Genomic DNA, 25341 nt, shown 5'->3' with positions numbered 1-25341 from the left:
GCCAACTGTGCCAACGTAGGCAAGCCGATTGGCCGGGGGGACCGTTCATACAACGGGGGCGGTCCGAACTGCGAGTTGCGTGAAGGACTGGTACGCCGGTGAGCGTGATCATCGTCAAGCGCCCGCCTCGGGCTCTTCCGCCCGACGTTCCCAGTGAGGAGGTGACGCTCGAAGCCCCGCCGGAACTCCCGCGCGAGGGAGACAACAACATGCTGATGAACTTCCTGCCCATGCTGGGCATGGGAGGTTCAGCGGCTTTTTTCTTCATGCCGGGCATGGGCAACCCCTTCATGAAGGTCATGGGCGTCATCATGCTGGCCTCCACCGTCGCCATGGTGATCGCACAGGTCGTGAAGGCGCGGCAGGGACCTTCGGGGCAGATGGCGCAGGAGCGCCAGGACTATCTGAAGTACCTGTCGCAAAAGCGCCGGGAGGTCCGCCGCACCGCCGGTAAGCAGCGGGACACCCAGCTGTTCCTGCACCCGAGCCCCGACCAGCTGTGGTCGATCGTCGCCGAGGGACGGCGGGTGTGGGAACGCCGCGCCTCCGACGGGGACTTCGCCCAGGTACGGATGGGGCTGGGGCCGCAGCAGCTGGCGACCCCGCTGAAGGCGCCGGAGACCGCGCCGGTGGATGAGCTGGAGCCGCTGACGGCGGCGGCGATGAAGCAGTTCCTGGCCGTGCACGGGACCTTGGAGGACCTGCCGCTGGCCGTCTCTTTGCGCGCCTTCTACCACGTCACGGTGTCGGGCGACCCGGACACCGTATACGGGACGTCGCGGGCCATCGTCGCGCAGCTGTGCACGCTGCACTCGCCCGAGGATCTGACCGTGGCGGTCGTGGCCGCGCCGGGCGCGCTGGCCGAGTGGGAATGGGCGAAGTGGCTGCCGCATGTGCAGGATTCCTCGCTCGACGGCGCCGGTACGCGCCGCCTGATCGTCGGTGACCTCGGTGAGGTCGAGGAGCTGCTGGCGGATGAGCTGGACGGCCGCGGCCGTTTCAACCCACAGGGCACGCCGGTGGCGGACACCCCGCATGTGGTGATCGTGCTGGACGGCGGTACGGTCCCGGCGGACTCCGTGATCGCCGGGGCGGAGGGCCTGCAGGGCGTGACCATCCTTGAGGTGGTGCCGGGTGATCTGGATGAGCTGCGCAGCTCCCTCGATGTCCAGGTACGGCCGGGCACGCTGCGCCTGGAGGCGGCGAGCGGGGCCGTCTACACCGGGACCCCGGATGTGCTGTCGGTCTCCGAGGCCGAGTCGCTGGCGCGCCAGCTCGCCCCGCTGCGGGCCGGGTCCGCGGACGGCGATGAACCGCTGCTGGCCAACCTGGACTTCACCGACCTGATGAACATCGGCGACGCCGGGTCGGTCGATGTGTCCCGTACCTGGCGGCCCCGGACACTGCATGAGCGGCTGCGCGTACCGATCGGCGTCGGCCAGGACGGTCAGCCGGTCATGCTCGACGTCAAGGAGGCCTCCCAGGAGGGCATGGGCCCGCACGGCCTGTGTGTCGGCGCCACCGGTTCGGGTAAGTCGGAGCTGCTGCGCACGCTGGTGCTGGGCCTGGCGGTGACTCACTCCTCCGAGACGCTGAACTTCATCCTCGCGGACTTCAAGGGCGGCGCCACCTTCACCGGTATGTCGGACATGCCGCATGTCGCGGCGGTCATCACCAACCTGGCGGACGACCTCACGATGGTCGACCGTATGCGGGACGCGATCACCGGTGAGCTGCAGCGCCGTCAGGAGCTGCTGCGCTCCGCGGGCAACTACGCCAACATCACCGACTATGAGAAGGCGCGCGCCGCGGGCGCTCCGCTGGAGCCGCTGGCCTCGCTGGTGATGGTGCTGGACGAGTTCAGCGAGCTGCTGACCGCCAAGCCGGACTTCATCGAGATGTTCATCCAGATCGGGCGGATCGGCCGTTCGCTGGGTGTCCATATGCTGCTCGCCTCACAGCGCTTGGAGGAGGGACGGCTGCGCGGCCTGGACACCTACCTCTCGTACCGGATCGGTCTGCGGACCTTCTCCGCGGCCGAGTCGCGGGCGGCGATCGGTGTGCCGGACGCGTACCACCTGCCGAATGTCCCCGGTGCGGGCTATCTGAAGTACGACACCGAGACAATGGTGCAGTTCAAGGCCGCGTATGTGTCCGGTCCCTACCGGGCGGGCGGCGGCTCGGGCGGTGGCGGCGGCAGCCGTACGGACCGGCTGCCGGTCCTGTTCACCGCGGAGCCCGTCGAGCGCTTCATCCTCGAGGAGCCGGACCCGGAGCCGGAGCAGGCCGCTCCGCAGCAGGACGACGCCCTCGCCGACACCGTGCTGGACGTCATCGTTCAGCGACTGCAGGGCCAGGGCCCGCCGGCGCACCAGGTGTGGCTGCCGCCGCTGGAGGAATCGCCGTCGATGGACCGGATGCTCCCGGCGCTGTCGGTCAGCCCCGAGCGCGGGGTGCACGCGGCGGAGTACACGGCGCAGGGCAAGCTGGTGGTGCCGGTCGCGATCGTGGACAAGCCGTTCGAGCAGCGCCGCGATGTGATGTACCTGGACTTCTCCGGCTCGGCCGGTCATGGTCTGGTCGTCGGTGGCCCGCAGTCCGGAAAATCGATCATGCTGCGCAGCCTGATGGCCGCGTTCTCGCTGACCCACACCCCGTACGAAGTGCAGTTCTACTGCCTGGACTTCGGTGGCGGCGGCATGCTGGCCTTCGACCACCTGCCGCACGTCGGCGGGGTCGCGACCCGGCTCGACGCGGAGAAGATCCGCCGTACGGTCTCCGAGGTCGTCGGCATCCTCAATGAGCGCGAGGAGTTCTTCCGGGACAACAGCATCGACTCGATGGGTACGTACCGGCAGCGCCGCGCGGCCGGGCAGTACCCGGACCAGAAGTGGGGCGATGTCTTCCTGATCATCGACGGCTGGTCCACCTTCAAGACCGACTACGAGCAGCTGGACCCGGTGATCCTGGACATCGCCGCCCGTGGTCTCGGCTTCGGCGTCCACCTCATCATCAGTTCCGCCCGGTACACCGAGGTCCGGCCCGCGCTGCGCGACCAGTTGCTCAACCGGGTCGAGCTGCGCCTCGGTGACCCGATGGAGTCGGAGTTCGACCGCAAGCGGGCGGAGAACGTACCGGCGGGCCAGCCGGGCCGCGGTCTGTCCCCGGACAAGCTGCACTTCCTGTCCGCCCTGCCCCGGCTGGACGGCTCCAGCGACCCGGAGACCGTCGCCGACGGCATGGCGCATCTCGTCTCCACCGTCTCCGAACACTGGTCGGGACCGCCCGCACCCCAGGTGCGGATGCTGCCGACCATGCTGTCGGTCAACGAGCTGCCGAAGGGCAACGACTACCCGGAGCGCGGTATCGCGCTGGGCGTCGACGAGACGACACTGTCGCCGGCGTTCATCGACTTCGAGACCGACCCGCTGTTCGTCATCTTCGGCGAGAGCGAGTCCGGAAAGTCGTCGGTGCTGCGGCTGCTCGCCAAGCAAATCTCGGAGCGCTACGCGACGGACAAGGCGCTGATGGTCGTAGCGGACTACCGGCGTGCGCTGCTCGGGGAACTCCCCGACAGCCACGTCTACAAGTACTGCGCGGCCGGACCGCAGCTCCAGGAAGTCCTCACCGGCCTGGCGGGCTCCCTGGGCCGCCGTATGCCGGGCCCGGACGTCACCCCGGAGCAGCTGCGCAACCGCAGCTGGTACGACCTGCCGGACGCGTTCGTGATCGTGGACGACTACGACCTGGTGGCGAGCGGCGCCAACCCGCTGAACCCGCTCCTGGAGTACCTGCCGTTCGCCCGGGACGTAGGCCTGCGCCTGATCCTGGCCCGCAGCTCGGCGGGTGCCTCCCGGTCCTCCTTCGAGCCGGTGATGCAGCGCACGAAGGAGCTGGGCGCCCAGGGCCTGATCCTCTCGGGTGACCCGGGGGAAGGCCCGCTGATGGGCAACTTCAAGGCGACGAGGCTGACTCCGGGCCGGGGGCAGTTCGTCACCCGGAAGGGCGGGGGGCAGCTGGTCCAGACGGGCTGGCTGCCGCCGCGGAGCTAGCGGATCCGGTTCGCTCAACGCAGCGGCGGTGGGCGCCCCTTGGCCGGGGGCGCCCACCGCCGCTGTATTACGTTTCCTACGCTGCCGTTCAGCCGAAGGCGCCGTGCCGCCCGCTGTCGGGCTTGGCGGGCTTCTCCGGCTTATCGGGGGACGGCCCGCCCGGCTCCTTGGCGGGCGTCCGCACGCCCCGCGCGATACCGAGCCCGCCGCGCGACGGCTGCGAAGCCCCGAACGGGTCAGCCCCACGCGGCGCCGTACTCGCATCGCGCCCCGCACTACGGGCCAGCGCCCCCGTGCCGCTCTGCCTACCGACCCCGGCCCGCTTGCCGAAGGTCGACCCCAGCGCAGCGCCGAGCTGGGAGAGGGCGGTCATGGCATAGGCAGCCTGCAGCGCGGGGGGCGCGGAAGCCTGAGGCCTCTCCTGAACCACATCCCCGGTCTCACCGGACTCCGCAGAATCCCCCGAACCCCCGGCAACCACGGCAGAGTCGGCGGCAGCGTCATCTCCGGAATCCGCACCAGAGCCAGCTGCAGCGCCCACCGAAGCTACGTCACCTGCCACAGTTTCGGCCGCAGCTTCCAGATCCGTCGCGGCCAGCTCAAAGACCGGCAGGGTCTCCTCAACGGATCCCCGCAGCCGCTTCCAGTCCTCGTCAAACGCTTCGGCCGCCGCGCCCTGCCAGTGCCCACCACGAGCGATGCCCACATCACGATCAAGAGCCCGGATGATGTCCTCAAGGTGCCGGGCCATCTCCCGCCAGCCCGCAGACGCATCCCGCAACGCCTGCGCGTTCCGCTCATCGGTCACTGGACGCCCCGCATCAGCTCGGCCATGTCCTCATCGGCTGCCTCGGTGTTCATGGCGCCTTCTTTCATCCCGCTCGCGATCTCATCCAGGCGGTCCTGCAGCCGCCCGAGCATCCGCCCAACCACCTCGGACAGTTCCGTCAGTTCCCGGGACATCTCGTCCGTGACACCGGTTTCGTCCCGCAGCGCCGTCAGGTCGGTCTGACGCCGGAAGTCGGACAGATGACGTCCCAAGTCGTATGCGTGCGTAGCGAATGATGTCCCAAGCTTCCGAAGTTCATCGGAATTGACGTGGAGTTCGTCGGACATCTCTTCTCCCGTTGTGAAGGCACAGCGATACGGCCAAACCAGGTCTAGCACACCCGTCCTAAGCACCTGCCGCGCCAGCGTCGGAAACCCGGACGCCCTCCATGTACACGCCCGCGCAGCAGCACGCGGTTGCCGCTGATACGCCTCCTTGTCTTCCTACACACGTTCCTGTCACGAACTCGTGACGGACCCCACGTATAACGTCAAGAGGCGGCTGAGAATATGGGAGTACAACGCAACGGTCTGAAGGCAGGAGCTCCGGTGAAGGACGAACGGCAGGCCCAGGAAGAGAACTTGATGGAGGACCTCGACGATCTGGGCCAGGCTCGCAGTGTGCGCAGGTCGTTGGAGCAACTGACCAAGAACCCCGCCGTAGACGACCGGCTGCAGCAGATGGCGCGGGAGCTGCTGTCAGGGCGTGCCGGGCTGCGGGATGTGATGAACAACCCCAGCTACATGTCAGCCCTGGGCGAGGGTCTGACACGGATCAAGGAGGCAGCCGACCGGATGACGCCCGAGGAGGAGGAACGGGCGCGGGCGGAGGCTGAGCGCTTCTTTGAGAAGCAGCAGGAGGAAGCCGACCGGGAGGATGCCGAGCGGGAGCAGGCAGAGCGCGAGGCCCGGGAGAACGGCCCTCGCCCAAGGCACCGTGGCGGCCGTTGATCAACCGGAACCTGACAGGGCGGGGGGCGATGGCTAGACTCGCAGACTGCTCGAGCTAGTTCTAACTGCAGTGCGAACGGGGGACGTTGTGTCGAACGACGGGATGCTTGCCGAGCCGGCGGTCCTTCAGACCGAGGGGAAGAACCTCAAGAAGATCAGCACAGACTTCAAGACCGCGCTGACAACTCTCCAGTCGGAACTGAAGAGTGCGGAGGAAGGCGACAGGCCTCCGTGGGGAGCGGACGACATCGGGGACAACTTCGGCGCCCTCTATACCGGCTTCCGGGACGGCATGTTCGAGTCCATGGCCCACCTCGTGGGCCGTCTGGACGACATCGGCGGTGGATTGACCGGGATGGGTGACAACCACGAGGTCAACGAGGACTTCAACAACTCCCTGATGAAGCGAGAGCAATCCCGCGCCGAGGCGGAAGGTAAGGCCATCAGCACATTTCGGGGTCCTACCGCATACGTCTGATTTCCACCTGCCGCGAGGACACCTCGGAGGCAGCCACACCTCCTCAGAGCAACAGCCCGGTCATGCCCGGATGGTTGATGTTGCGTGAGAGGTGCCAGTTACAGTCTTTCAGCTTAGATGTGCGTGTTTCGGGGGATTCCTGCCGTGTCGATGATGCTGCCCAGTGAGCTTGAGTGGGTCCTGCAGATGCTTGGCTATAACTGGCCGCAGGCGGATGAGGACAAGCTCATGGAGTGTGCGGCTGCGTGGCGGCAGTTCGCGGCGGATCTGGAGGGGTTGCAGCAGCGGGGTGTCCAGGCTGCGGGGAATGTGGTCTCGGAGAACTTCGGGAAGTCGGTGGAGGGCTTCTCGGATGAGTGGAAGAAGTTCTCCGGGGATGGCCGTGGATACTTCGATGACGCGCGTACGGCGTCGTTGTTGCTGGCGTTCGCGTTGGAAGCGGTGGCGATGGTTGTCATCGCCTGCAAGATAGCGATCATCATCCAACTGATTGTTCTGGCGGTGCAGTTGATCGCCGCTGCGGCGTCGGCGGTGGTGACGCTCGGCACGTCCACGATCGCGGGTGCGGCCGCGACGCAGGTGACGCGGATGATTGTCCGGCGGATCCTTGATGAGCTGAAGAAAGCTTTGATCAGCACCATCACGGACGCGCTCAAAGAGACCGCGATGAAAGCCATTCAGGCGATTGCGCAGGATCTGGCGCGTCAGGGCACGAATGTGCATTTCGGCGCCCAGGACAGCATCGACGTCGGTGATGCGGCCAGGAAGGGCGGGCAAGCCTATGCCGACGAGTGGAAGAACCAGTGGGATAACAAAGGCAGTAACTTCCGCGATAACCTGATCCAGAGCGGTGCCACGAGCGCCCGAAGGAGCGCAGCCTCTTCCGGGAACGACGCTCTGGGTTGGGGAAATTCAAACAACTCAGCCGGAACGAACAGCTCGGACGGAGGCGAGAGTTCGGGCGGCCGGGATAGCGAGAGCTCTCCCCCCTCTGATGGAGGCCGTACAACGGACTCCGGAACGTCCGTCAATACCCCCGGCTCTGACAGCGGCAACTCCTCAACCCCGCCGTCCGGCGGCACCAGCACCAGCACCGCCGGTGATAGTCCGAACTCGTCGACCGGCGGCAGTACTTCGGACTCATCGGGAGGTCGCAGGACTCCCGACTCCGGGAACAGCTCAACCCCGACGGGTAGGCCGGACCGGCCCGCGCATGCACCACGGCCCACTGACACCACGGGCCAGGACTACGCGGACAACCCGTTCGACGCCCCCCGCGACACAAACCAGAACCAGACCCCACGCCCCGGCGAAAACACCCCCGACAACACCACTCCAAGCCCCGATCCCCGCACCGCGCCAGAAACCAACCGTCCGGACTCTCCCCCCGCCCCCGAGAACAATCCCCGCGCTACGCCGGAGGCCACTCCTACCCCGGAGTCAGCGCGGCCAGACAGCACAACCCCGGCCCCAGAATCCACACGCCCGGATGCCACCCCAGCCGCAGAAACGTCCCGCCCGAACGCCACCACACCTGACACTTCGGCCCCCCGCCCAGACACCACGCCCACCACAGAGACATCAACCCCACGGCCCGACAGCACCACTGCCCCGGACCCGTCGGCGCCCCAACGGGACACCACCGACCCCACACCGTCACCGCATACCACGCCGCAGGCCGCCACCCCACCCGCCAGCGACCCCACCACCCCGCCACCGGCAAGCACTTCATCCCCGAGCCCGGCATCCGACCCCACTCCGACGCGGGCCGAGAGCGAGAGCAGCCAGGCCGGCACCACCCGCCCCACCGCCCCCGGCGCCTCCATACCCAACGCAGGTGGCCCTGGCCCAGACCGGACCGCCACACCTTCTCCCTCCCCGCAGCAGACGCCGCTCCGGACTCCCACACCGGACAACGAAGGCGACATCACCACTGAAGCCGCCGGCGGCGCCACCACCACCGCCCCTCCCCGCACCACCTCCCCAACGGTCGACCCCACGCCGAACCAGACAACCCCGACTCCACAGCAGCAACAGCCCACCCCCACCGCCAGCCCAGTCCCGCCACCCCAACAGCCCCAGACCGCCCAGCCATCCCCGAACCCGACACGACCCCGCCCAGACACACCCGCCAGCCGAAACGTTCCCCCACAAACCACTCCACCAGCGGACCCGCGGACGACCACACCACGCACCCAGCCGCGCACCGATCAGCAACACAGCAACCGAAACGTTCCCCCACAAGCCACCCCGACATCGGACGCGGGCACGACTACGCCACCGCGCCAGGAACCATCGGCCCCGCCACGGCCCGCCGAACGCCCAGCCGGACAGCGCCCGCAGACCACGCCGCCCCTGTCTGACACCGAGAACAGCAATCCCTCCAGGGACACCCAGCCTTCGCAGGCCCAGCAGCCGCAGCAGTCCAGTAAGCCCAACGCTGCTGAGGACACCGGCAGTGACAGCCGACGGCCAGCCTCGGAGAACTCCACCGAGTCCCCGGAGTCCAGCCGACCAGGCATGCCCAGGACACCGGAAGGCACGGACCCGCAGCAGTCCGACGACCCTTCCACAGACCGAGACCAGCAGGACAGCGACGACACCCCTGCAGACGATTCGCCCGCGTATCCCCACAGCCCGGAGCAGGCCGGCTTCGATGACATCCGCAACGATCTGCAGGATGGTCCGGGCGGGCTCCACAGGCCGGACTCCGAGGACCAGCAGGCGCTGGCGGACGCTGTCCCCCGGGACGAGGATGGCAACTTCCAGCGCCACCCCGACCCGTACGGCGACTGGGCGATGCTTCAGAACGACGGCGGCATCAATGTTCCCGGCCGGGCTGACAACTGCGCAGACGGCAGCCGCGCGTTCCTGGAGACCTGGTATGGAGACCCCCAGGTGTCCGCACCCAGGATGGACGACGGGGAATTCGGCGAACGGAATGGTGTCGACAACATCGAAGCCTGGGCTGGCGGTCAGTTCCAGTACTCGGGCGAGGGGCCTCAGGCATATTCAGAGGTCGCTCATGACCTCAGGGAAGCCGGACACGGCGCCTCCGCCATCATCTACGTGGACTGGGTGGACGACAACGGAAACCCTGATGGATCGCACGTCTTCAACGCGGTCAACTACAACGGGACCGTAGTCTTCGTCGACCCCCAGACCGGCGACGTGATGAGCCGCCCCATCAACACAGAGGGGGTAGGCCAAGTCTTCCACCTCCCCCTGGACGCCGACCGGAACCCGCTCTACCCCGACAGCGACCCAGCGGCGGAGAGCTCCGAGCACGGCTACGAGCCACAGGGGAAGCCGTCCCACAACGACTCCGATCCGGCCGCAGACCCGGCTGACGCACATAGGCGGGACACCGCCACGGAAACGTCTGACCAGCAGCGCCCCCAGCCGCCGAGAGAGCCCGCCAACGGCCCCACACAGCAGCCGGCCACTGACCGTTCTGCTGCGCAGCACCAGGACTCGCAAGCCCGACAGGACGAGCAGAACCGGACACAGCCCGAGCGCACCGAGTCGGACAACGGTAAGCCAGACGCCAGCGGTCACCGCAGCCAGGAACAGCTTTCTCGATCAGAACAGACAGCAGAATCGACACGGGATACCGAAACCAATCGGGTTCACACCTCAGCTGCTCAACCGCTCAACACTGACTCTGGTCGACAGAGCGACATCAACTCCCAGCCAGAGGAAACGAGCTCTCGTCCCCGCCCCAGTTCTGACCCTGCAGGCGCTGGGCCCCGCCCTTCTGCCAACCCCGCGGACGCCGAACCGCAAGCAGAGGGAAGGGAATCCACGGCAGAAGGTGGCTCCAGGGACAAGGAGGGTCGGGACCCGGCCGATACCGAGCCGACCGACAAGAACGAGCACAGCAGCACTGATGAGGCAACCAGCCCGCCCGACAGACAAGATGGGTACCTGACAGACAACCCACCTTGGCCGAACGGTGAAGAAGCGCAGCAGCTCATCGATTCTGAGAAGATCGGCTGGGGGCAGTCTCATCTTGCACGTATGGTCGAGCGCGCCCGAATCGATAAGCAATATTTCGACGAATACTCCATAGAGGATTCTGCAGCTGCGCGCCACAAGAAGCGAGGGGCTAAGTCTTGGCGAATGCAGCCAGCCGCAAACTACGCTGCTTTCAAGTTCGTCATTGAGCCATCAGACAGCGACGGTCAGCCACAGGTCGTTATCACAAGAAGCGTTAGTCGACTCGCCAAGATTGACAATCTTGACGGGAAGGACTGGACCGGGAACGACACTCACTCAGAAGAATCTGCGATGGGTTACCTGAGAGAAGTCCAGAACTCTCTGGAGCCTCCCAAGAGAGTCCGGGTTATAGAAGCGTATACAGAACGGGGCCCATGTGCAGACCGCTGTTCGCCCTTGATGTACGGCGTTATGGGTAAGGTGAAGACCCAACACACCCTCGACCACCCAGGCGATGGCGATCTGACGAGGCGCATGCAAGAACACCTCAACGACATCTCGACCCCGGAGCGACAGCGGGAGATCAAGAACGATGCGAGCACACGCAGGTACGCGCCGGGTGGTAGAAAATCTTGATGTGTCGGGCAACGCGATAGAAGTGGGCTGCTGAGGTGCAACACAGTGTGGTGGGTCGGGCTGCGGCCTGTGCTGAGCTGGCGTCCTGGCTCGAAGGTGATGTCGACGACGTCGCGCGGGTGGTAACAGGGGCTGCTGGCAGTGGCAAGACGTGGGTCACTAGCTGGGCGGTGCTGGGAGCCGACCCGGATGCTCGTGGCTTCGTTGGGGCCCCAGATGGTCAGCCACTGCCCCGAAGTGGAGCGTTCGATGTCGTTGTAGATGCTCAAGGTTGCACGGCGGAGGAGGTAGCCGAACAGGTCACCGCTCAGACAAGCACCGCAAGCGGTGGCGCTGTTCGGAGTATGAGTGCGACAGCTCTGGCGAGGGCAGCCAAGCAGCTAGGTCGCCCCCTGGTCATCGCGGTGTTGAATATCGATGGTTCCGGACGACTGCGGCAGAGCCCCGTTCCCCACCAATTGCTCAATCTGGTGTTGAAACCGCTGGCGAAAGCTCGACGTCTTTCTGAGGACTCCGTTTCTTTGGATTACCCTCCGGTGCGTCTACTCGTCGACCTGCCGCGCGACTCCGCAAACGAGTTGGTGCGGTCCGCAGGGCTACCCACTGGGTCCCTCGTTGACCTGGACTCTGACAGCTACGCCCCTCGCATTGAAGATTTCGAGAACTGGCTCTGCACACTCCTGACTGTACGTGGTGGCCTATACGCGGGCGGCGAGATCCGTATAGCGCGGGAGACCGCCCGAGCCGTGGCACAACGCGCCTGGCCAAATTTCCTGCTGGCGGAAACGGTAGCGTTGACGCTCCGTGCACGCCCCCAACTCTGGGATGTCGAAACCGGGGGCGAGCTTCCGGAAGACCTACCCAGCGCCTGGAACTTCTTCACCGCATCCGCCGGGGCAGCAGCTCCTCGTCTACGGTCGCTGCTCGCCCCGTTGGTTGCGGCCGAAGGTCCTCACGGTGTGCCCGAGAAAATTTGGCAATCGACCGCCAGCTTGCTTCTCGAGGAAGAGATTACGGCTAGGCAGTTGCAGGCAGCAGCCGGTCTGGCCGCTGCTTTCGTTGAACGTTCAGACATTCAGGGGCGCACGGGAACTGTGCCCCACTGGAAGCTGCGAGACGGAGGCTTGGCACGCGCTGCGGCTGCAACGCTGGGGGCAGAGGTAGACGCCCGGATGGCACAGGCACTTCAACCTCTCGTACCCGAGCAGGATGTGGCAGCGGTCTCGGGGGCAGTCGTTACAGAAGAGACTCACTATGCTCTCCACTTCGGCGTAGCTCACTCCGCTAAGGCTGCCCTTCTCGACGAATGGCTGGCCGCACCTTCCAGAGCATTGCTGACGGACCCCGAGACGTTGGACGAAGCACTGAGAACCGCTGGCCCGGTCGACTCCACTGCGGACAAGCGCCGCCGCGCCGCGCTGTGGGAGGAACGTCGTTCCTACCATCGGCGTCCAGAGCGCAACTTGGCCGAACGCGCCGCACGATTGCAGCTCTGCGCGACTGTTTGTCAGGACGAGCCCTTGGCCAGCTGGCTGGATGGCTGCGGGCTACGCCTTCCATGGCGCACATTGTGGGCCTCACTACGGCCGCTTGGCGTGATGACAACCGAACAAATCTCCCCGCACTGGCCGGGGCCGGTGGATCTGATCGCAACCCGCACAAGCAACGGGGACGAACAAGTGTGCCTTGAGGGTTGGATTGACAGACAATACCGATGGTGGTCACTGGCGACTGGAAATCCGGTAGGTGCTGCCTTCCAGGGCGAACCAGACGACGAATGGGATGACCAGGAAGCCCCCTGGAGCGTCTGGATCGATGAAGACTCCATCAATTCAGATGTCTTCGTCCGGACCACCGACGAGATGACCGATCGACCGGTTGAGTGGATGGTATCCGCCACCCAGTACATGGCCGAGGTTCGAAGCCTGCCCGGCAACCGTTTCGTCCTTGCTGGCCATGGCGGCGTCGCACTGTTCGAGGTTGCTGGTGGGCCGAGAAACCGACGGCTAGCTGCGGACCGTAAGGCCGTGGAGCAATCACCGTGGATGTTCCAGCCGGAGTGGCTGTCGCAGGCACCGCTTTCCGTGGGGGCGCTCGACCTGCTCTGGCGCCTCGCGGGGCCCCGCGTGACAACCCGCCCGGAGGCCGCCACCAGCATCGCTCATCTCCCGGAAGTGGCTAGGCTCCTGACGGAGGTTGGCTTGCCAGAGGCCACTAGCTGGTTCACTTGTCTAAGGGATTTCGTACCCTCCCTCCCAGCTCTTGAGAGTTACGCTGCACAGAGTATTGGCCGCTTCACGACCAACTCCAACCTGATCGTGGTTGGCAAACCAATCCAAGGCAGCGCGGAAACCTTCTTGTGCATCGACCGTGCAAGTGGTCGAGTAGTGATCGCCAGCCCGACTGAAGAAACATTGGTCAATAGTTCACTCGACCGATTTCTACGCAGCCTTGTGATCGCCTACTGGGCTTCGGCGTTCGCTACCAGTCGCGACCACGGCGAACTCCGCGAGTTCACCGTTAATATGCAACGGCTGATGAAGTCAGTTGATCCTGAAGCCGTCGATGGCGGGCACTCCGTGAGCTTTTGGCGACAGCTTCTCGCAGACGAGACCACCTGGCTTCTGGAGTGACCCCTCCAGTGCGATGGAGGTGCGATTCGACGGGTCGATTTGGAGAACAGCGTGGAAGATCAGAGGAACACCGAACTCTACCCAGGGCCTGGGTATGCAGCCGCCGTCCGTTTCCTCGGGCCGGATGGCAAGGAGGCAACACAGCTGGCTCACAGTGCCCCCGGGCTTCCTCACCCGGAGTGGCAACTACACGCTCGCCTCGAGCAGCTTGGCGTGGCTGCTCAGAACGTTCTTGAACTGTACACCGAGTTGGAAGTCTGTGCTGTACCCGGCGGATACTGCGCATCGCTGGTACTCCGTTCCTGGCCCCAAGCCAAGGTTTCACACACTGCCGATTACCGAGGGGGGGCAGCATCTCGCCGAAAGGGAGTTACCGCAGTACTGAAGCATTCACGCGAGATGGATCAACGCCAAGGAAGGTCGCTTCCCCCTCTACCGAAGCGCATTCCTCTGCCTGCTCCTCCTGAGGTCGTAAGACGCCCGCCGAAGGATGGCCCGGAACTTCGTAGTGAGTTGACCGCTATCTTCGATGAGGGTGGAGTTAAACTATGCAACGCTGACTCTGCCCTCACCGTGCACCTGCCTCCCAGTAGTCAGTCACTGATGTCCGACACTTGGCTCCCAAGGTCCTTCCTTCCTTTCTTTCGATCCCTGAGCCAGGACATCGCCAATACCCCTGCCAGCGGATACGTGCCGATCGGCAGTGATTTCGGAAGACAAATCTCTGTACAAGAAGCAACAGGACAAGTATGGGCGGTCGAACCGGGTTCTAGAAGCTTCTGCTTCGTCAATTCCGACGTACGGTCATTTGCCAGCTGCCTGACGCTGCTCGCGCGGGACTGGCATAATCGTCGCGGATTGAACCCTGCCGACGCCGCACAGCAAACAGCACGCTTTCAAGCTGAGCTGGCCACCTACGACCCGTATGCTCTAGCGGATGAAGACCATTGGTGGTCAGTGATTATCGAGCAAATGTGGGACGGCCTGCTCTGAGAGTGCGTGACCGAGCCACGGGATCACGACCCGTACCCAGCAGATACAGCAGCCCGACGACCCCAAGGAATCACGATGCCGGAATCCCAACCCGAAGGCAAGCGCCAGCGAATTCCTGCGAACGCCGAGGAAGCGCTGCAGGCCGCCCGTACGCAGTTTGCGCCCATCTGGCCGGACGGCACTCCCGCACCACTTAATGTCCTCGAGTTTGATGTTGGATATCTGGTGTACGCCAGCTTCCCCCATCCCCCGGCCAGCCCCAGCGACCGACGCCGCCCCATGGGAAATCCCGGCGGCACATGTGTAGTGGTTTCCAAAGAAGACGGCGAGATCCGAACGCTCCCCCACCGCCCCCCGCAGGCCGCCATCGCCCTCTACCGCAAGATGTACCGGCCCAGTGCCGAGTAGAGCTGATGGCACAGCACATTCCGATCGACAGCGGAAACAACCGCACACCATGCCCGCAACGGCACACGGACAGCACGGGCCTGCTCACCCTCACGGGGGCGAGCAGGCCCGGCTTCGTCTCTGCGGACTATCAGCTCTTGAGGTCGAACTCCCCGTCCCGCGCCCCGAGGACAAAGGCCTCCCACTCCGCCGCGGTGTAGCGGAGCACGGTGTCGGGGTCGGAAGAGTTCCGCATGGCGATGGCACCACCAGGCAGGTGCGCGATCTCAACCCGCTCCTCTGCGGGGCTGTCCGGCGCGCTTAGCCACTCGACACCCGAGATGTCCATGGCGTAGAGCTCTTCTTTCTCGCGTTCGGTCGCCATCAGCGGCTGGTCCCTTCGACTGGTCGGGTGGTGAACCACCGTACCTCCGCTGGTGTGAGGCAATCGATTGTTCGTTGACCTCTCACCCTGCGGCGAACGTAGGCGCCATCTTCTCCTCCGGGTTACTCGGAGCCGCCGTCCGGTGGCGGTGTTGCGATGGCGGTGCTACACACCGCTGGGCCAGGTCTCCGCCTCGCCGGTGTCGCCCGGGCCGGTGGGGAGCGGTGTCAGGGCATGGGTGCGGTCCAGGAAGCAGAAGGCGTCGTAACGTTCGCCCAGGATGGTGGCCACGTAGTTGCCCCACTTCTCGCGCCCCGGGCGATAGACCACCCCGATCGCACGGTGGTCGCGTTCCTCCTGGAGCCAGCCGGGCCTGCCCTCGGCCGACGGTACTTGCTGGGCGGGAGGGAAGAGGAACAGCCCGGCGCCGTCGGGCATCGCATGGTGCAGCAGGTCCTCGACGCTGCCCTCACGGGCTGGGGGCACAGGCATGGCACGGGCTCGGCCTCCCCAGCGGTCGGAGGCGATCACGGTGCCTTCATACGAACCGAAGCCGAGCAGGACGACGCCGTCGGCGGCGTGGCGCTCACGTACCAGCTGACCGACGTTGACCATGCCGGCTGCCGCCATGTCGGTGGCGCGGGCGTCCCCGATGTGGGTGTTGTGCTCCCACACCACCGCTTTGGCGTGTGGCCCGTAATAGTCCATGAGCCGGTCCAGGGTGTCGGCCATGTGATGGTCGCGGATGTTCCACGACTCCGGTCCGCCGTGCAGCATCGCCCGGTAGTAACGCTCGGCGCCCACCAGCACCTCCGCGTTCTGCCGTGCGGCGAACTCGTCCAGGCTGGCGTCGGCCGCGGCCGCCTCCTTGGCCCTGCTCCGCAGTTGCACAAGCAGTGCGAGTACCTCCGGCTCACAGCCGGACGGTACGAGCTCGGTGGCCAGCGCGTAGGACTGCGGGTCTTCCGCGTACGGTTCGAAACAGCGGTAGGCCTCCAGGGCGTGCTCCACCGCGTCCGGGTGGTGCTTGGCCAGGTAGTGGCGTACTGCTTGCAGCGACTCCCACAAGCTGTACACGTCCAGGCCGAAGAACCCGACCCGCCGATGGGGCGGCAGGTCGGCGTTGTGCTGGCGAAGCCAGCGGCTGAAGCGGGCGACGTCGGTGTTGGCCCACATCCATGTCGGCCAGCGGTCGAAGTCATCCAGCACATCGGCCGGGTCCTCGGGAGCCCCGGGGGCTGCCGTCACGGAGCAGTGCAATGCGTGGCAGTCCGGCCAGTCGCCCTCCACGGCGACGAAGGAGAAGTCCTTCTCTTCGATCAGCCGACGGGTCAGGATCTCGCGCCACCGGTAGTACTCGGCAGTACCGTGGGAGGCATCGCCCAGCAGCACGTACCGGGCGTCGCCGATCCGTGCCAGCAACGGATTCAACGACTCCCCGTCGACCAAAGGAAGAGCGGCCTCGCGAATCTGGGCGATCTGCGGTTGCCTGCCTGGCAGGGAGGGAGTCATGCCACTCCTCCTCGCGTCCTCCGTAGCTTCCCCGGCGCCCGACCCACTCTTCCCAAGGCTGGTCCGGTTGTGATCAGCCAGTGCCTGAGTACCCGTGCTCCGCTCTCCGATGCGCGCGCCGCCGTCACTCGAAATCCTCACCTCGATGAGAGAAAATGGGCGTGTCTGCCTTCCATGGCCCCCGAGAACCCGTGACGATCACATCGCACACGCACAAGGCGGGATTCACTCCTGTCCCTATAGAGAGAGATCGACATGGCTACGGGCACTGTGAAGTGGTTCAACCCGGAGAAGGGCTTCGGCTTCATCGCACAGGACGAGGGCGGGCCGGACGTGTTCGTCCATTACTCGGCCATCGCCAGCACCGGATACCGGGAGCTCCATGAGGGTCAGAAGGTCCAGTTCGACGTCACACAGGGACCGAAGGGACCGCAGGCCGAAAACGTCACACCGGCCTGACCGGACATCGACGGCGGGGGCGCCAGGAGGAGGGCTGGGTTCGCGCGGCGGCCAGTGATCTGGCATGCGACTGAATCGGGCACGCCACCGCCGTACGTCCGTTCAGTCGCGTTCGTGTGGGAGCTGCCGCACCTCGAATCCGCCCTGGCCGTCGAATCGCACCTCCAGCACGGTGTCAAACCCGTCAGAGAATGAGGGCTCACGCAGCCGATTGAGCGTGGCGAAGATCGCGACGTCGGGGACCTGGTCCCGTCCCTCCCGTGGGGCGTTGCGCTGCAAGGAGCCCGTGACATCAGGTGGAAACCAGTACGCCGTCACAGTCGCATCGTGGGCATGGATCAGGGCCACCAGTGGGTCCCACTCCTCCGGCGACGGATTGGTGTTGTCGACCGCCACCGATCTTCCGGCCGTCAGCGCCTCTTCCACCAGCCGCATTTGCCGCTGCTGCTTGTTGCGCGCGGAACGGGGAAACAGGTCCTTGCTGACCAGCGTGTAATGGCCGGAGAGGCACTGCTCGTAGAAGGTCGTCTTTCCGGAGGCCTGCAGCCCAACGAGCACGGCCACATCGAGTCCCCTGTTCGGCGGCACTGCGATACCTCCCTCCTCAGCTCCTAGGGCCTGTATGCCGTTGTGATCAATTGGTTGGTTTCGTCCTCTGGGTGCGGTGAAGCGGGGTAGGACTGGAGGCGTGACGCGTAGGCAACTTAGCGATGATCAGTGGGAGTTCATCGAGCCGTACCTGCCGATCGGTGAGTACGGCCCCTATCCCGAACGGCTGCGGGAGCAGTTCGAGGGTGTGATCTGGCGGTTCCGCTCCAGTGCCCAGTGGCGCGAGATGCCTGCCGGGTTCGGCCCCTGGGCGACCGTTTACGGGCGCTTTCGCATCTGGCGGGACGCCGGCGTCTTCTCCGCTCTGCTGGAGGGCCTGATCGCTGAGGCAGCCCGCTCGGGAAGAACGGACTTGTCGCTGGCCAGCGTGGATTCCACGACGGTCCGCGCGCATCACGACGCCGCCGGGATGCGCGTGGACGAGGACCTCATGGAGGCCCTGGAAGAGGCTGCGCGTGAGCAGGAGGAGGCCCGGAAAAAGGGGGCGGCCCGGAGGAACCGTCTCGGAGACCAGCGGCGCAGCCGTTATGGGACCCCGTAGCCGTGTTCGGAGAGGTCGAACCAGTTGCCTTCGGGGTCGGTGGCACGGTATTCAGCGAACGGGCGCAGCGTCGCGCGGCGTTCGGGTTCTTCGACGTCCGCGTGGGCCAGGGCGGTGCAGGTGGCGTGCAGGTCGTCGATCTGGAAGCCGAAGTGGTTCATGCCCAGGGGGGCCTCGCCTGCCATCTGGTGCTTGAGCAGGGCGAGAGTGAGGTAGCCGTCGCTGAGGAAGTGGTTGCCGTCCGGGTCGCTGTGGATGACTTCCATGGCGAAGTGTTCCTGGTAGAACTTCGCGAGCTTGTCCGGGTGGCGGGCGTAGAGCGCCAGGTGGCGCAGTCTGGGCCTGGGCATGCCGATTCTCCTCAGCTTTGAGCGGGCAGCGGGACCATGTTGAGGAAGGACAGGATCTTCCAGCCCTCGGGGCGGTTTTCCAGGACCGCTTGTGCGTGCATGTGGGTAGCGGTTCCGTCCGCGCGCAGCAGCCTGTTGTCCACGTGGGCGATGACGATGTCCGGTCTGGGCCGGCTGATGCGTCGGACGGTCGGCTCGAGCCGGGTGTCGGCGTACTGGGTGGTGAAGAGCCGTGCGTGCGCCAGGGCGATCTGTGCACTGCCGTAGACGTGGTCGCCGCGCACGGATGTAAAGTCGGCGTCTTCGGTGAATGCCTGTGCGAATTCCTTCGCGTCGGATCGTGCCCAGGCGGCCGCCATCGCGGCGAAGACCGTACGGATTTCCTCGTCGCTCACACGTCGTCTCTCTGGTCAGTTGGTGCAGAACTGGATGTGAAGCGGCGGGCAGAGCGCCGTCTGAGTGCCGTCGGGCGGGCCCCATGCGCCGAGCGTGTAGCACAGGAGCTGGTCCACCCGCTCGACGTAGCAGATCATGTTGAGCGGCCAGTGCGTGGCGCCGAACATGTAGGCGTCCATGGGGGTGGGTGCCTCGCTGATGCGCAGCCCCTGCTCGCCGGGCGGGCCCAGGCGGTGCCAGTCGGGATGCAGGTGGATGGAGCCGATGATGTCCAGCCCCTGCTCGTCGGCACGCCGGTAGATTTGCAGCAGGTCTTTCGAGTCGCACCAGAACCCGCGGTGGATGTTGTCGTACGCCGCCCCGAACCGCGGCACGATCTCCGCCGCGAACTCCTGCACCGCCACGTGGTCCGTGGAGCGGACGCTGCAGGCAAGCTCGACTCTGCGTACGACGGCCCGATCCTTGTCGAGCGTGCCGACCAGGATCGCGAAGCACGACGGTGGTTCGCTGGGTGTGCACGCGTCGTAGGCCGTGAAAGCCGCATCGAGGAATGGTTCGAGCGTTCTGTGACTCAGGACCGCGGTCGTACACCGGAGGAGTTCAGCTTCGAACGCCCGAACCATGGATATTCCCCCCTTGCGCCCCTCGGCTGTCAGAGTTTGACCTTGGTCCCGTCCCAGATCTCGGCGTCCCAGACATCCCCGTACAGCCAGTTACCGGGGGCCTGCGGGTCCCGGCTGGTGTAGTAGTCCTTGTATGCGGACAGGATTTCCTCGACCGACAGCGACCCGTCGCCGTTCAGGTCGAGCCGCTCGAAAGCGATCTGCCGGTTCTCCGGAGAGCTGCCGACCGCCTTCTGGAAACAGAGAAATTCCTCGGCGTCGACCCTCCCGTCGCCGTCACGGTCACACAGGCGCCAGATGGCCGCCGCCAGCGGCCGGAACACCTTGTCGAACAGCGGCGGGTTCTCACCGAACGTGCCGATCATGCCCTTGCGCCACTGCTCCGGGCTGATTTGCCCACTGGTCAGGTCGAGCTCCCGGGCGATGCTCCGCACGAACTCCTGGAAGCTGCGGAACAGTGCCTGCGCCTCCGGCGCGTCGAACGGGACGTTCTGGTACGCGATCATCCGCGCCGCCAGCGCCATGACGTCCGCTTCCTCGAACACCCCGTCGCCGTCCACGTCCACGTGACCGAAGCACACATCGATCTTCCGCTCGAGCAGGTCGCCGACATCCTGAGGATTCGCCATACGTGGATCCAACTCCCCTTTGATACACCGCCTTGTAGCGAGTTCGTCGAGGCCTAACCTCCCCACCCCACGCATTCCATAAAACGTTATGACCGAGATTCCCAATAAGAGCGATAATACTATTTACATCCCACACTCTTGGTCTGGCAGGCCGGGACCGGCAAGAGGGGTTCCAGCAGGGCCCACTCGGCAACCGTCGAGCCCTCCAATGCGGCCTCCGGAGCCTTCAAACGGGCCGGTCCGCCCTGCGCCGGGTCTGTAAAAAGAACGGTGTAACTCCTGATCAAGGAAGATGCACCGATGACCAGCGACAACGTGACCGAGTCCGAGACAGTCGAGGCGGCTGAGCCGCAGCAGTCAAAGTCCGTGGACCAGCAGTTGATTGACGAGTTGGTGGGCCGGGCTCAGACCGCGGGCCTGCAGCTGACCGGCGAGGGTGGGCTGCTGCAGCAGCTGACCAAGCGGCTGCTGGAGTCCGCCCTGGAGGGCGAGGTCACCGGCAACAGCCGTAACGGCACCCGTTCCAAGACGGTGCTGACCGACGTCGGGCCGGTGGAGATAGCCGTCCCGCGGGACCGCGACGGCTCGTTCGAGCCGAAGATCGTGCGCAAACGGCAAAGGCGCCTGTCCGGGGTCGACGAGATGGTCATCTCGCTCGCTGCGAAGGGCCTGACGACCGGTGAGGTCCAGGCCCACCTCGCCGAGATTTATGGTGCCGACGTCTCCCGCCAGACCATCTCCACGATCACCGACAAGGTCCTGGAGGGCATGGCGGAATGGCAGAACCGTCCCCTCGACCCGGTCTATCCCGTGATCTTCATTGATGCCATCCACGTGAAGATCCGCGATGGTGCGGTAGCGAACCGTCCCGTCTACGTCGCGCTTGCGGTTACCACCGAGGGCCGCCGCGAGATCCTCGGGCTGTGGGCCGGCGACGGCGGCGAGGGTGCCAAGCACTGGCTGCACATCCTCACCGAGATCAAGAACCGCGGCGTGAGCGATGTCCTCATGCTCGTCTGCGACGGGCTGAAGGGCCTGCCCGACGCGGTCGGGACGGTCTGGCCGGCCACGATCGTCCAGACGTGTGTCGTGCACCTGATGCGGAACTCCTTCCGCTATGCCGCCCGCCAGGACTGGGACAAGATTGCCAAAGTCCTCAAGCCCGTCTACACCGCACCGACCGAGGAGGCCGCGCTGGACCGCTTTGCCGAGTTTGCCGAGGTGTGGGGGAAGAAGTATCCGGCGATCGTCAGGTTGTGGGAGAACGCGTGGGAGGAGTTCACCCCGTTCCTGCGGTTCGACACCGAGATCCGCCGGATCATCTGCACGACCAACGCGATCGAGTCGGTCAACGCCCGTATCCGCCGGGCGGTCAAGGCCCGCGGCCACTTCCCCAACGAGCAGGCCGCACTGAAGTGCGTCTACATGGCGATCATGTCCCTCGACCCGACCGGCAAGGGCCAGGCGCGCTGGACCAGCCGCTGGAAGACCGCCCTGAACGCCTTCGACATCACCTTCGACGGCCGCCTCTCAGCAGCCCGCCAGTAACCTCAACAACCCCAGTTACACCGTTCGTTTGACAGTCCCCCTGCGCCTAGGGCCTGGGTGAAGTTGTGATCAGTCGGCGACCTTCAGGAGGTCGTCGATCCAGATCATTGAGGCGCGGAGGTGGAGGCCGGCAAGGTAGCTCTCGGGTGTCTTGTCGTATCGGGTGGCGATGCCTCGCCAGGCTTTCAGCTTGTTGATCAGGCGCTCGACGGTGTTGCGTTCCTTGTAGAGATCGGCGTCGTGGCTGAGAGGCCGGCCGCCGCGTGTGCCTTTCTTCTTGCGGTGGGCGGCCTGGTCCTTCTTCTCCGGGATGACGGCCTTGATCTTTCGTTTGTGCAGGTAGGAGCGGTTTCCGCGGGACGAGTAGGCCTTGTCCGCGGCGACCGCGCCGGGTCTGGTGCGAGGGCGGCCGACGGGGAGACGGATCCGTACCTTCTCGAGCACGGGGATGAACTGCGGACTGTCCGCGGCCTGCCCCGCGGTCAGGACGAACGCAAGGGGACGGCATCTGCGGTCCGCGACCAGGTGGACTTTGCTGGTCAGCCCGCCCCGGGACCTGCCGAGCAGGGCTTCCTTCAAACGGAGCCGGTACCGCTGCCGGACCCGTCGTTGCTCCGCTTGTCCGTTCTGTTCCTCCGGGCCGCCCCCTTTTTCCGGGCCTCCTCCTGCTCACGCGCAGCCTCTTCCAGGGCCTCCATGAGGTCCTCGTCCACGCGCATCCCGGCGGCGTCGTGATGCGCGCGGACCGTCGTGGAATCCACGCTGGCCAGCGACAAGTCCGTTCTTCCCGAGCGGGCTGCCTCAGCGATCAGGCCCTCCAGCAGAGCGGAGAAGACGCCGGCGTCCCGCCAGATGCGAAAGCGCCCGTAAACGGTCGCCCAGGGGCCGAACCCGGCAGGCATCTCGCGCCACTGGGCACTGGAGCGGAACCGCCAGATCACACCCTCGAACTGCTCCCGCAGCCGTTCGGGATAGGGGCCGTACTCACCGATCGGCAGGTACGGCTCGATGAACTCCCACTGATCATCGCTAAGTTGCCTACGCGTCACGCCTCCAGTCCTACCCCGCTTCACCGCACCCAGAGGACGAAACCAACCAATTGATCACAACGACATACAGGCCCTAGTAGCAAGGATGGCACCGGATCGACGTAATGCCGCGCCGACCTGCACATACGGGCGCCACCGACGCGGTCGGTCCCGGCCACACCGGCATCCGCGCACAAAGAGTGCGACGAATCCGGGCTTGGCCGACTCAGGAGGCGTCTCTTAGCGAGCGGGGATCAGAGGCCGCTGGTGTCCAGGTCGATGCAAAAGGGGTCGGGGAGCGCGATGGGAGTGCCGAACGTCAGGGGTCCGGTGGTGCGGGTGTAACCGAGCTGGCCGGGTTCCGCAAAGAGAGTCGCCGCGTGCTCTTGTCGGTCGATGAGGAGGTAGAGGGGGGCGCCGTACTCGGCGTAGCGACGGCGTTTGACGATCCTGTCGGTGTCAGCGTTCGACGGTGAGGTGATCTCTACGACCAGGAGTGTTTGGTCGGGCAGCAGGGCCCCCTCCGTCTGGGCAATGTCAGCAGGAACAACCGCCAGGTCAGGCACGTACCAGTTCGGGGAGTCAGGAAGATCCAGGTTTCCCGATCCGATGATGCAGTCCAGCTTCTCCGCTGTGGGAAGGAGCTGGCGCCGGATCCGCTCAGCGGTGGTTTCGTGGCCCAGGTCAGCGGCATGGGCCGGATCGTCCCCTCGATGATCTCGAAGCGGTCGCCGACGATGTGCTGCACCGCGTATTTGAGTGCGTGCTCGGGACTGACGCTGTCGGCGTAGTCGGACGCGGCACTCAACGCGGGCTCCCTTCCTTCTGGATGCTGGTAGCGGCTGCGTCGCGGCTGCCGGATGCTCGCGCCTCCTGGACGTAACAGGCACACCGTACCGTTCCGCGAACTTTGCAGGCATGCGGCATGAGGGCACACGCCCTAACGACAGGGCCCGGAAGGCCCCCGTTATGGAGCCGACGGCCATCACGGAGGAGCAGGGCCGCTGCCCGCCGGGTGGACGGGCAGCGGCCCCGAGGGCATCAGGCCGCAGGGGGCTACGCCGTGGTCTCTTCCTCCCCGGAGACCGTACGTGCCGCCTTCCACGCCTGGTAGAGAGTCCGGCCACGGGGGCAGCCACGGATGTCGGCGCGGCATCGCGGGCAGTCGGCCGTGTGGTCGAGCCACCCGGCCCACTTGGACTGAGCGAGCCGGGCCACTGCTGGTGGTTTGTCCCCACCCACCGCTACTCCCCCTCCTTCCTCCTTCCGCCGCTGCGCAGCCGCATCCAGGATCTCCAGCGCATCAGGCACGGGCGGGTAATACGGGGCGCACGAAGGGCACGCGTACACGACATAGCCCGGGCCGCTGGCCGCGTGGACCTCTCGAACCCTGACCGGATGGATAGTGGACCGGTCACAGCGATCGCAGAACTGCGGCATGGGGTCGACCGTAGGATCTGTGGCCGGTGCAGTGCCGGTGCCTGTTGGGTGATCAGCACTCATGCCATGCCCACCTGCACGCCGTGAACCCACACCGACTCCGGCACATCAACACCGTCCAAGGCGAGCTCCAGAGCCCGCCGCCGATCCTCCTGCTCCTGCACCACGACGTACGGGCGCACCATCGCGACGGCGTCGCCGTCCAGCGGCTCCATATGACGCCCGTACGGCAACCGGGTGGCGCGTCGCAGAGGCGGCGAAGCCGGGCATGCGGCGGTCCGGACGAGCGGGGTACGTGGCGCCGGCACCACCGCGCGGGGTCGACTACCGGACCGGCTGCGGTGGCTGCCGCTGCCGGAACTGAACAGCATCTTGAACCAGAGGTAGAGGAGGCAGATAGCCTCAGACATGTCGATGCTCCTACTCAGCGTTGGCCAGGCCCCCGGGCGGTCGCACCCGCTGCGGGGGTTCTTGCTGCCTCACTGTAGCTGGTAGCGATACGTATCGCTACATATCTCAAGATGCCGACTGGTCGATGTACTTCTAGCGTCGGTGCATGGAATTCGGCCCTGATGACGAAATCGACTACGACGGCCCAGTGACGCCGTACCGTCAGCTGGCGGCCATCCTGAAGGCACGCATCGAGCGTGGTGACTGGCAGGCGAATCGCGCTATCGCCTCCGAGGCCCGCCTTGTCCAGCAATACGGGCTGGCGCGTACGACGGTTCGCCGCGCCATTGCGCTGCTCGTCGATGAGGGCGTCCTCTTCGTGGTGCCGCAGCGCGGAACCTTCGTCTCAGAACGGCAGCCGAACAAGGCTTCCGAGGAGACCACCGATGGCGACAACGCGTAGTCGCCCGTTGAGCGTCGCCACGCTGTCAGCTCTCAACAGCCAGCGGCCAGTACCGGACCGGTCGAAGCCGC

The 25341-nt window shown here is 65.7% G+C and carries 21 protein-coding genes and 5 pseudogenes; 13 read left to right on the top strand and 13 right to left on the bottom strand.

Annotated features, from left to right (window positions below; genetic code table 11):
* Positions 1–98 precede the first annotated feature (98 nt).
* Positions 99–4052, top strand: coding sequence for a type VII secretion protein EccCa (gene eccCa, locus test1122_RS20995; RefSeq protein WP_232270710.1), 3954 nt, complete (start codon positions 99–101; stop codon positions 4050–4052).
* A gap of 88 nt (positions 4053–4140) precedes the next feature.
* Here the strand turns inward: eccCa and test1122_RS20990 are convergent, their stop codons facing one another.
* Positions 4141–4860, bottom strand: a complete 720-nt coding sequence (locus test1122_RS20990) for a WXG100 family type VII secretion target (RefSeq protein WP_232270709.1) — start codon at positions 4858–4860, stop codon at positions 4141–4143.
* Positions 4857–5168, bottom strand: coding sequence for a hypothetical protein (locus test1122_RS20985; protein WP_232270708.1), 312 nt, complete (start codon positions 5166–5168; stop codon positions 4857–4859). Before test1122_RS20985 ends, test1122_RS20990 begins: the two co-directional genes overlap by 4 nt.
* A 261-nt stretch (positions 5169–5429) precedes the next feature.
* Between test1122_RS20985 and test1122_RS20980 the strand changes: the two genes are divergently transcribed.
* The 8 genes and pseudogenes from test1122_RS20980 to test1122_RS20945 all read left to right on the top strand — a co-directional run bounded on the left by test1122_RS20980 (position 5430) and on the right by test1122_RS20945 (position 14918).
* Positions 5430–5831: a hypothetical protein gene (locus test1122_RS20980; RefSeq protein ID WP_232270707.1), complete on the top strand. Its 402-nt coding sequence runs from the start codon at positions 5430–5432 to the stop codon at positions 5829–5831.
* Positions 5832–5919: 88 nt separating this feature from the next.
* Positions 5920–6309, top strand: a complete 390-nt coding sequence (locus test1122_RS20975; RefSeq protein ID WP_232270706.1) for a hypothetical protein — start codon at positions 5920–5922, stop codon at positions 6307–6309.
* 117 nt (positions 6310–6426) lie between these two features.
* A pseudogene (locus test1122_RS26930) lies at positions 6427–6837 on the top strand (WXG100-like domain-containing protein); the annotation flags it as partial.
* Between the two features lie 1992 nt (positions 6838–8829).
* Complete coding sequence (locus test1122_RS20960; RefSeq protein WP_232270704.1) at positions 8830–10884, top strand: toxin glutamine deamidase domain-containing protein; 2055 nt, start codon at positions 8830–8832, stop codon at positions 10882–10884.
* Between the two features lie 344 nt (positions 10885–11228).
* Entirely contained in the window at positions 11229–13517 is a 2289-nt protein-coding gene (locus test1122_RS20955; RefSeq protein WP_232270703.1) for an SUKH-4 family immunity protein, read from the top strand.
* 51 nt (positions 13518–13568) lie between these two features.
* Positions 13569–13892: pseudogene (locus tag test1122_RS26925) on the top strand (nucleic acid/nucleotide deaminase domain-containing protein); the annotation flags it as partial.
* A gap of 228 nt (positions 13893–14120) precedes the next feature.
* Entirely contained in the window at positions 14121–14510 is a 390-nt protein-coding gene (locus test1122_RS26920) for an SUKH-4 family immunity protein (protein ID WP_479685736.1), read from the top strand.
* Positions 14511–14585: 75 nt separating this feature from the next.
* Positions 14586–14918 (top strand): hypothetical protein, encoded by a 333-nt coding sequence (locus test1122_RS20945; RefSeq protein WP_232270701.1) that lies wholly within the window; start codon positions 14586–14588, stop codon positions 14916–14918.
* 130 nt (positions 14919–15048) lie between these two features.
* Here test1122_RS20945 and test1122_RS20940 read toward each other — a convergent pair whose 3' ends face one another.
* Both test1122_RS20940 and test1122_RS20935 read right to left on the bottom strand, forming a co-directional pair.
* Positions 15049–15282 (bottom strand): DUF397 domain-containing protein, encoded by a 234-nt coding sequence (locus test1122_RS20940; RefSeq protein WP_232270700.1) that lies wholly within the window; start codon positions 15280–15282, stop codon positions 15049–15051.
* A 165-nt stretch (positions 15283–15447) separates the two neighbouring features.
* Positions 15448–16794, bottom strand: a complete 1347-nt coding sequence (locus tag test1122_RS20935; protein WP_232270699.1) for an erythromycin esterase family protein — start codon at positions 16792–16794, stop codon at positions 15448–15450.
* 255 nt (positions 16795–17049) lie between these two features.
* Between test1122_RS20935 and test1122_RS20930 the strand changes: the two genes are divergently transcribed.
* Complete coding sequence (locus test1122_RS20930; protein ID WP_232270698.1) at positions 17050–17253, top strand: cold-shock protein; 204 nt, start codon at positions 17050–17052, stop codon at positions 17251–17253.
* A 102-nt stretch (positions 17254–17355) separates the two neighbouring features.
* Here test1122_RS20930 and test1122_RS20925 read toward each other — a convergent pair whose 3' ends face one another.
* Complete coding sequence (locus test1122_RS20925; RefSeq protein ID WP_232270697.1) at positions 17356–17841, bottom strand: ATP-binding protein; 486 nt, start codon at positions 17839–17841, stop codon at positions 17356–17358.
* Between the two features lie 100 nt (positions 17842–17941).
* Between test1122_RS20925 and test1122_RS20920 the strand changes: the two are divergent.
* A pseudogene (locus test1122_RS20920) lies at positions 17942–18385 on the top strand (transposase); the annotation flags it as partial.
* Positions 18386–18387: 2 nt separating this feature from the next.
* Here test1122_RS20920 and test1122_RS20915 read toward each other — a convergent pair.
* From test1122_RS20915 to test1122_RS20900, 4 genes are read right to left on the bottom strand one after another with little or no spacing between them, the layout of a single operon-like run.
* Entirely contained in the window at positions 18388–18753 is a 366-nt protein-coding gene (locus tag test1122_RS20915) for a VOC family protein (protein ID WP_232270696.1), read from the bottom strand.
* An 11-nt stretch (positions 18754–18764) separates the two neighbouring features.
* Positions 18765–19148: an SgcJ/EcaC family oxidoreductase gene (locus test1122_RS20910; RefSeq protein ID WP_232270695.1), complete on the bottom strand. Its 384-nt coding sequence runs from the start codon at positions 19146–19148 to the stop codon at positions 18765–18767.
* A gap of 15 nt (positions 19149–19163) precedes the next feature.
* On the bottom strand, positions 19164–19772 hold the full coding sequence (locus tag test1122_RS20905) for an MPN domain-containing protein (RefSeq protein WP_232270694.1): 609 nt from the start codon (positions 19770–19772) through the stop codon (positions 19164–19166).
* Between the two features lie 29 nt (positions 19773–19801).
* Positions 19802–20401, bottom strand: coding sequence for an EF-hand domain-containing protein (locus test1122_RS20900; protein ID WP_232270693.1), 600 nt, complete (start codon positions 20399–20401; stop codon positions 19802–19804).
* A gap of 300 nt (positions 20402–20701) precedes the next feature.
* Here test1122_RS20900 and test1122_RS20895 point away from each other — a divergent pair, with 300 nt between their 5' ends.
* Positions 20702–21949 (top strand): IS256 family transposase, encoded by a 1248-nt coding sequence (locus test1122_RS20895; RefSeq protein ID WP_232270692.1) that lies wholly within the window; start codon positions 20702–20704, stop codon positions 21947–21949.
* Positions 21950–22018: 69 nt separating this feature from the next.
* On the opposite strand, the pseudogene test1122_RS20890 reads toward test1122_RS20895, so the two are convergent.
* From test1122_RS20890 to test1122_RS20875, 4 genes and pseudogenes are all read right to left on the bottom strand, one after another.
* Positions 22019–22998, bottom strand: a pseudogene (locus test1122_RS20890) (IS5 family transposase).
* A gap of 233 nt (positions 22999–23231) precedes the next feature.
* Positions 23232–23785: pseudogene (locus tag test1122_RS20885) on the bottom strand (Uma2 family endonuclease).
* A 248-nt stretch (positions 23786–24033) separates the two neighbouring features.
* Positions 24034–24288 carry a hypothetical protein gene (locus test1122_RS20880; RefSeq protein WP_232270691.1) on the bottom strand — a complete coding sequence of 85 codons (255 nt, stop codon included), beginning with the start codon at positions 24286–24288 and terminating at the stop codon, positions 24034–24036.
* 188 nt (positions 24289–24476) lie between these two features.
* Positions 24477–24827: a hypothetical protein gene (locus test1122_RS20875; RefSeq protein WP_232270690.1), complete on the bottom strand. Its 351-nt coding sequence runs from the start codon at positions 24825–24827 to the stop codon at positions 24477–24479.
* Positions 24828–24973: 146 nt separating this feature from the next.
* Between test1122_RS20875 and test1122_RS20870 the strand changes: the two genes are divergently transcribed.
* A complete protein-coding gene (locus test1122_RS20870; protein ID WP_232270689.1) occupies positions 24974–25270 on the top strand; it encodes a GntR family transcriptional regulator in 297 nt (98 codons plus the stop codon).
* The last annotated feature ends 71 nt before the right edge of the window (positions 25271–25341 follow it).

Origin of the sequence: Streptomyces gobiensis, assembly GCF_021216675.1 — a bacterium.
Taxonomy (GTDB): Bacteria; Actinomycetota; Actinomycetes; order Streptomycetales; family Streptomycetaceae; genus Streptomyces; species Streptomyces gobiensis.
This window is presented reverse-complemented; position numbering and strand designations above follow the sequence as displayed.

Coding starts and splice junctions, on each gene's coding strand:
- test1122_RS20985 (WP_232270708.1), bottom strand. CDS start 5,168: ATGTCCGACGAACTCCACGTCAATTCCGATGAACTTCGGAAGCTTGGG.
- test1122_RS20960 (WP_232270704.1), top strand. CDS start 8,830: ATGCCCAGGACACCGGAAGGCACGGACCCGCAGCAGTCCGACGACCCT.
- test1122_RS20955 (WP_232270703.1), top strand. CDS start 11,229: ATGAGTGCGACAGCTCTGGCGAGGGCAGCCAAGCAGCTAGGTCGCCCC.
- test1122_RS26920 (WP_479685736.1), top strand. CDS start 14,121: ATGTCCGACACTTGGCTCCCAAGGTCCTTCCTTCCTTTCTTTCGATCC.
- test1122_RS20945 (WP_232270701.1), top strand. CDS start 14,586: ATGCCGGAATCCCAACCCGAAGGCAAGCGCCAGCGAATTCCTGCGAAC.
- test1122_RS20940 (WP_232270700.1), bottom strand. CDS start 15,282: ATGGCGACCGAACGCGAGAAAGAAGAGCTCTACGCCATGGACATCTCG.
- test1122_RS20935 (WP_232270699.1), bottom strand. CDS start 16,794: ATGACTCCCTCCCTGCCAGGCAGGCAACCGCAGATCGCCCAGATTCGC.
- test1122_RS20930 (WP_232270698.1), top strand. CDS start 17,050: ATGGCTACGGGCACTGTGAAGTGGTTCAACCCGGAGAAGGGCTTCGGC.
- test1122_RS20915 (WP_232270696.1), bottom strand. CDS start 18,753: ATGCCCAGGCCCAGACTGCGCCACCTGGCGCTCTACGCCCGCCACCCG.
- test1122_RS20905 (WP_232270694.1), bottom strand. CDS start 19,772: ATGGTTCGGGCGTTCGAAGCTGAACTCCTCCGGTGTACGACCGCGGTC.
- test1122_RS20900 (WP_232270693.1), bottom strand. CDS start 20,401: ATGGCGAATCCTCAGGATGTCGGCGACCTGCTCGAGCGGAAGATCGAT.
- test1122_RS20895 (WP_232270692.1), top strand. CDS start 20,702: ATGACCAGCGACAACGTGACCGAGTCCGAGACAGTCGAGGCGGCTGAG.
- test1122_RS20875 (WP_232270690.1), bottom strand. CDS start 24,827: ATGTCTGAGGCTATCTGCCTCCTCTACCTCTGGTTCAAGATGCTGTTC.
- test1122_RS20870 (WP_232270689.1), top strand. CDS start 24,974: ATGGAATTCGGCCCTGATGACGAAATCGACTACGACGGCCCAGTGACG.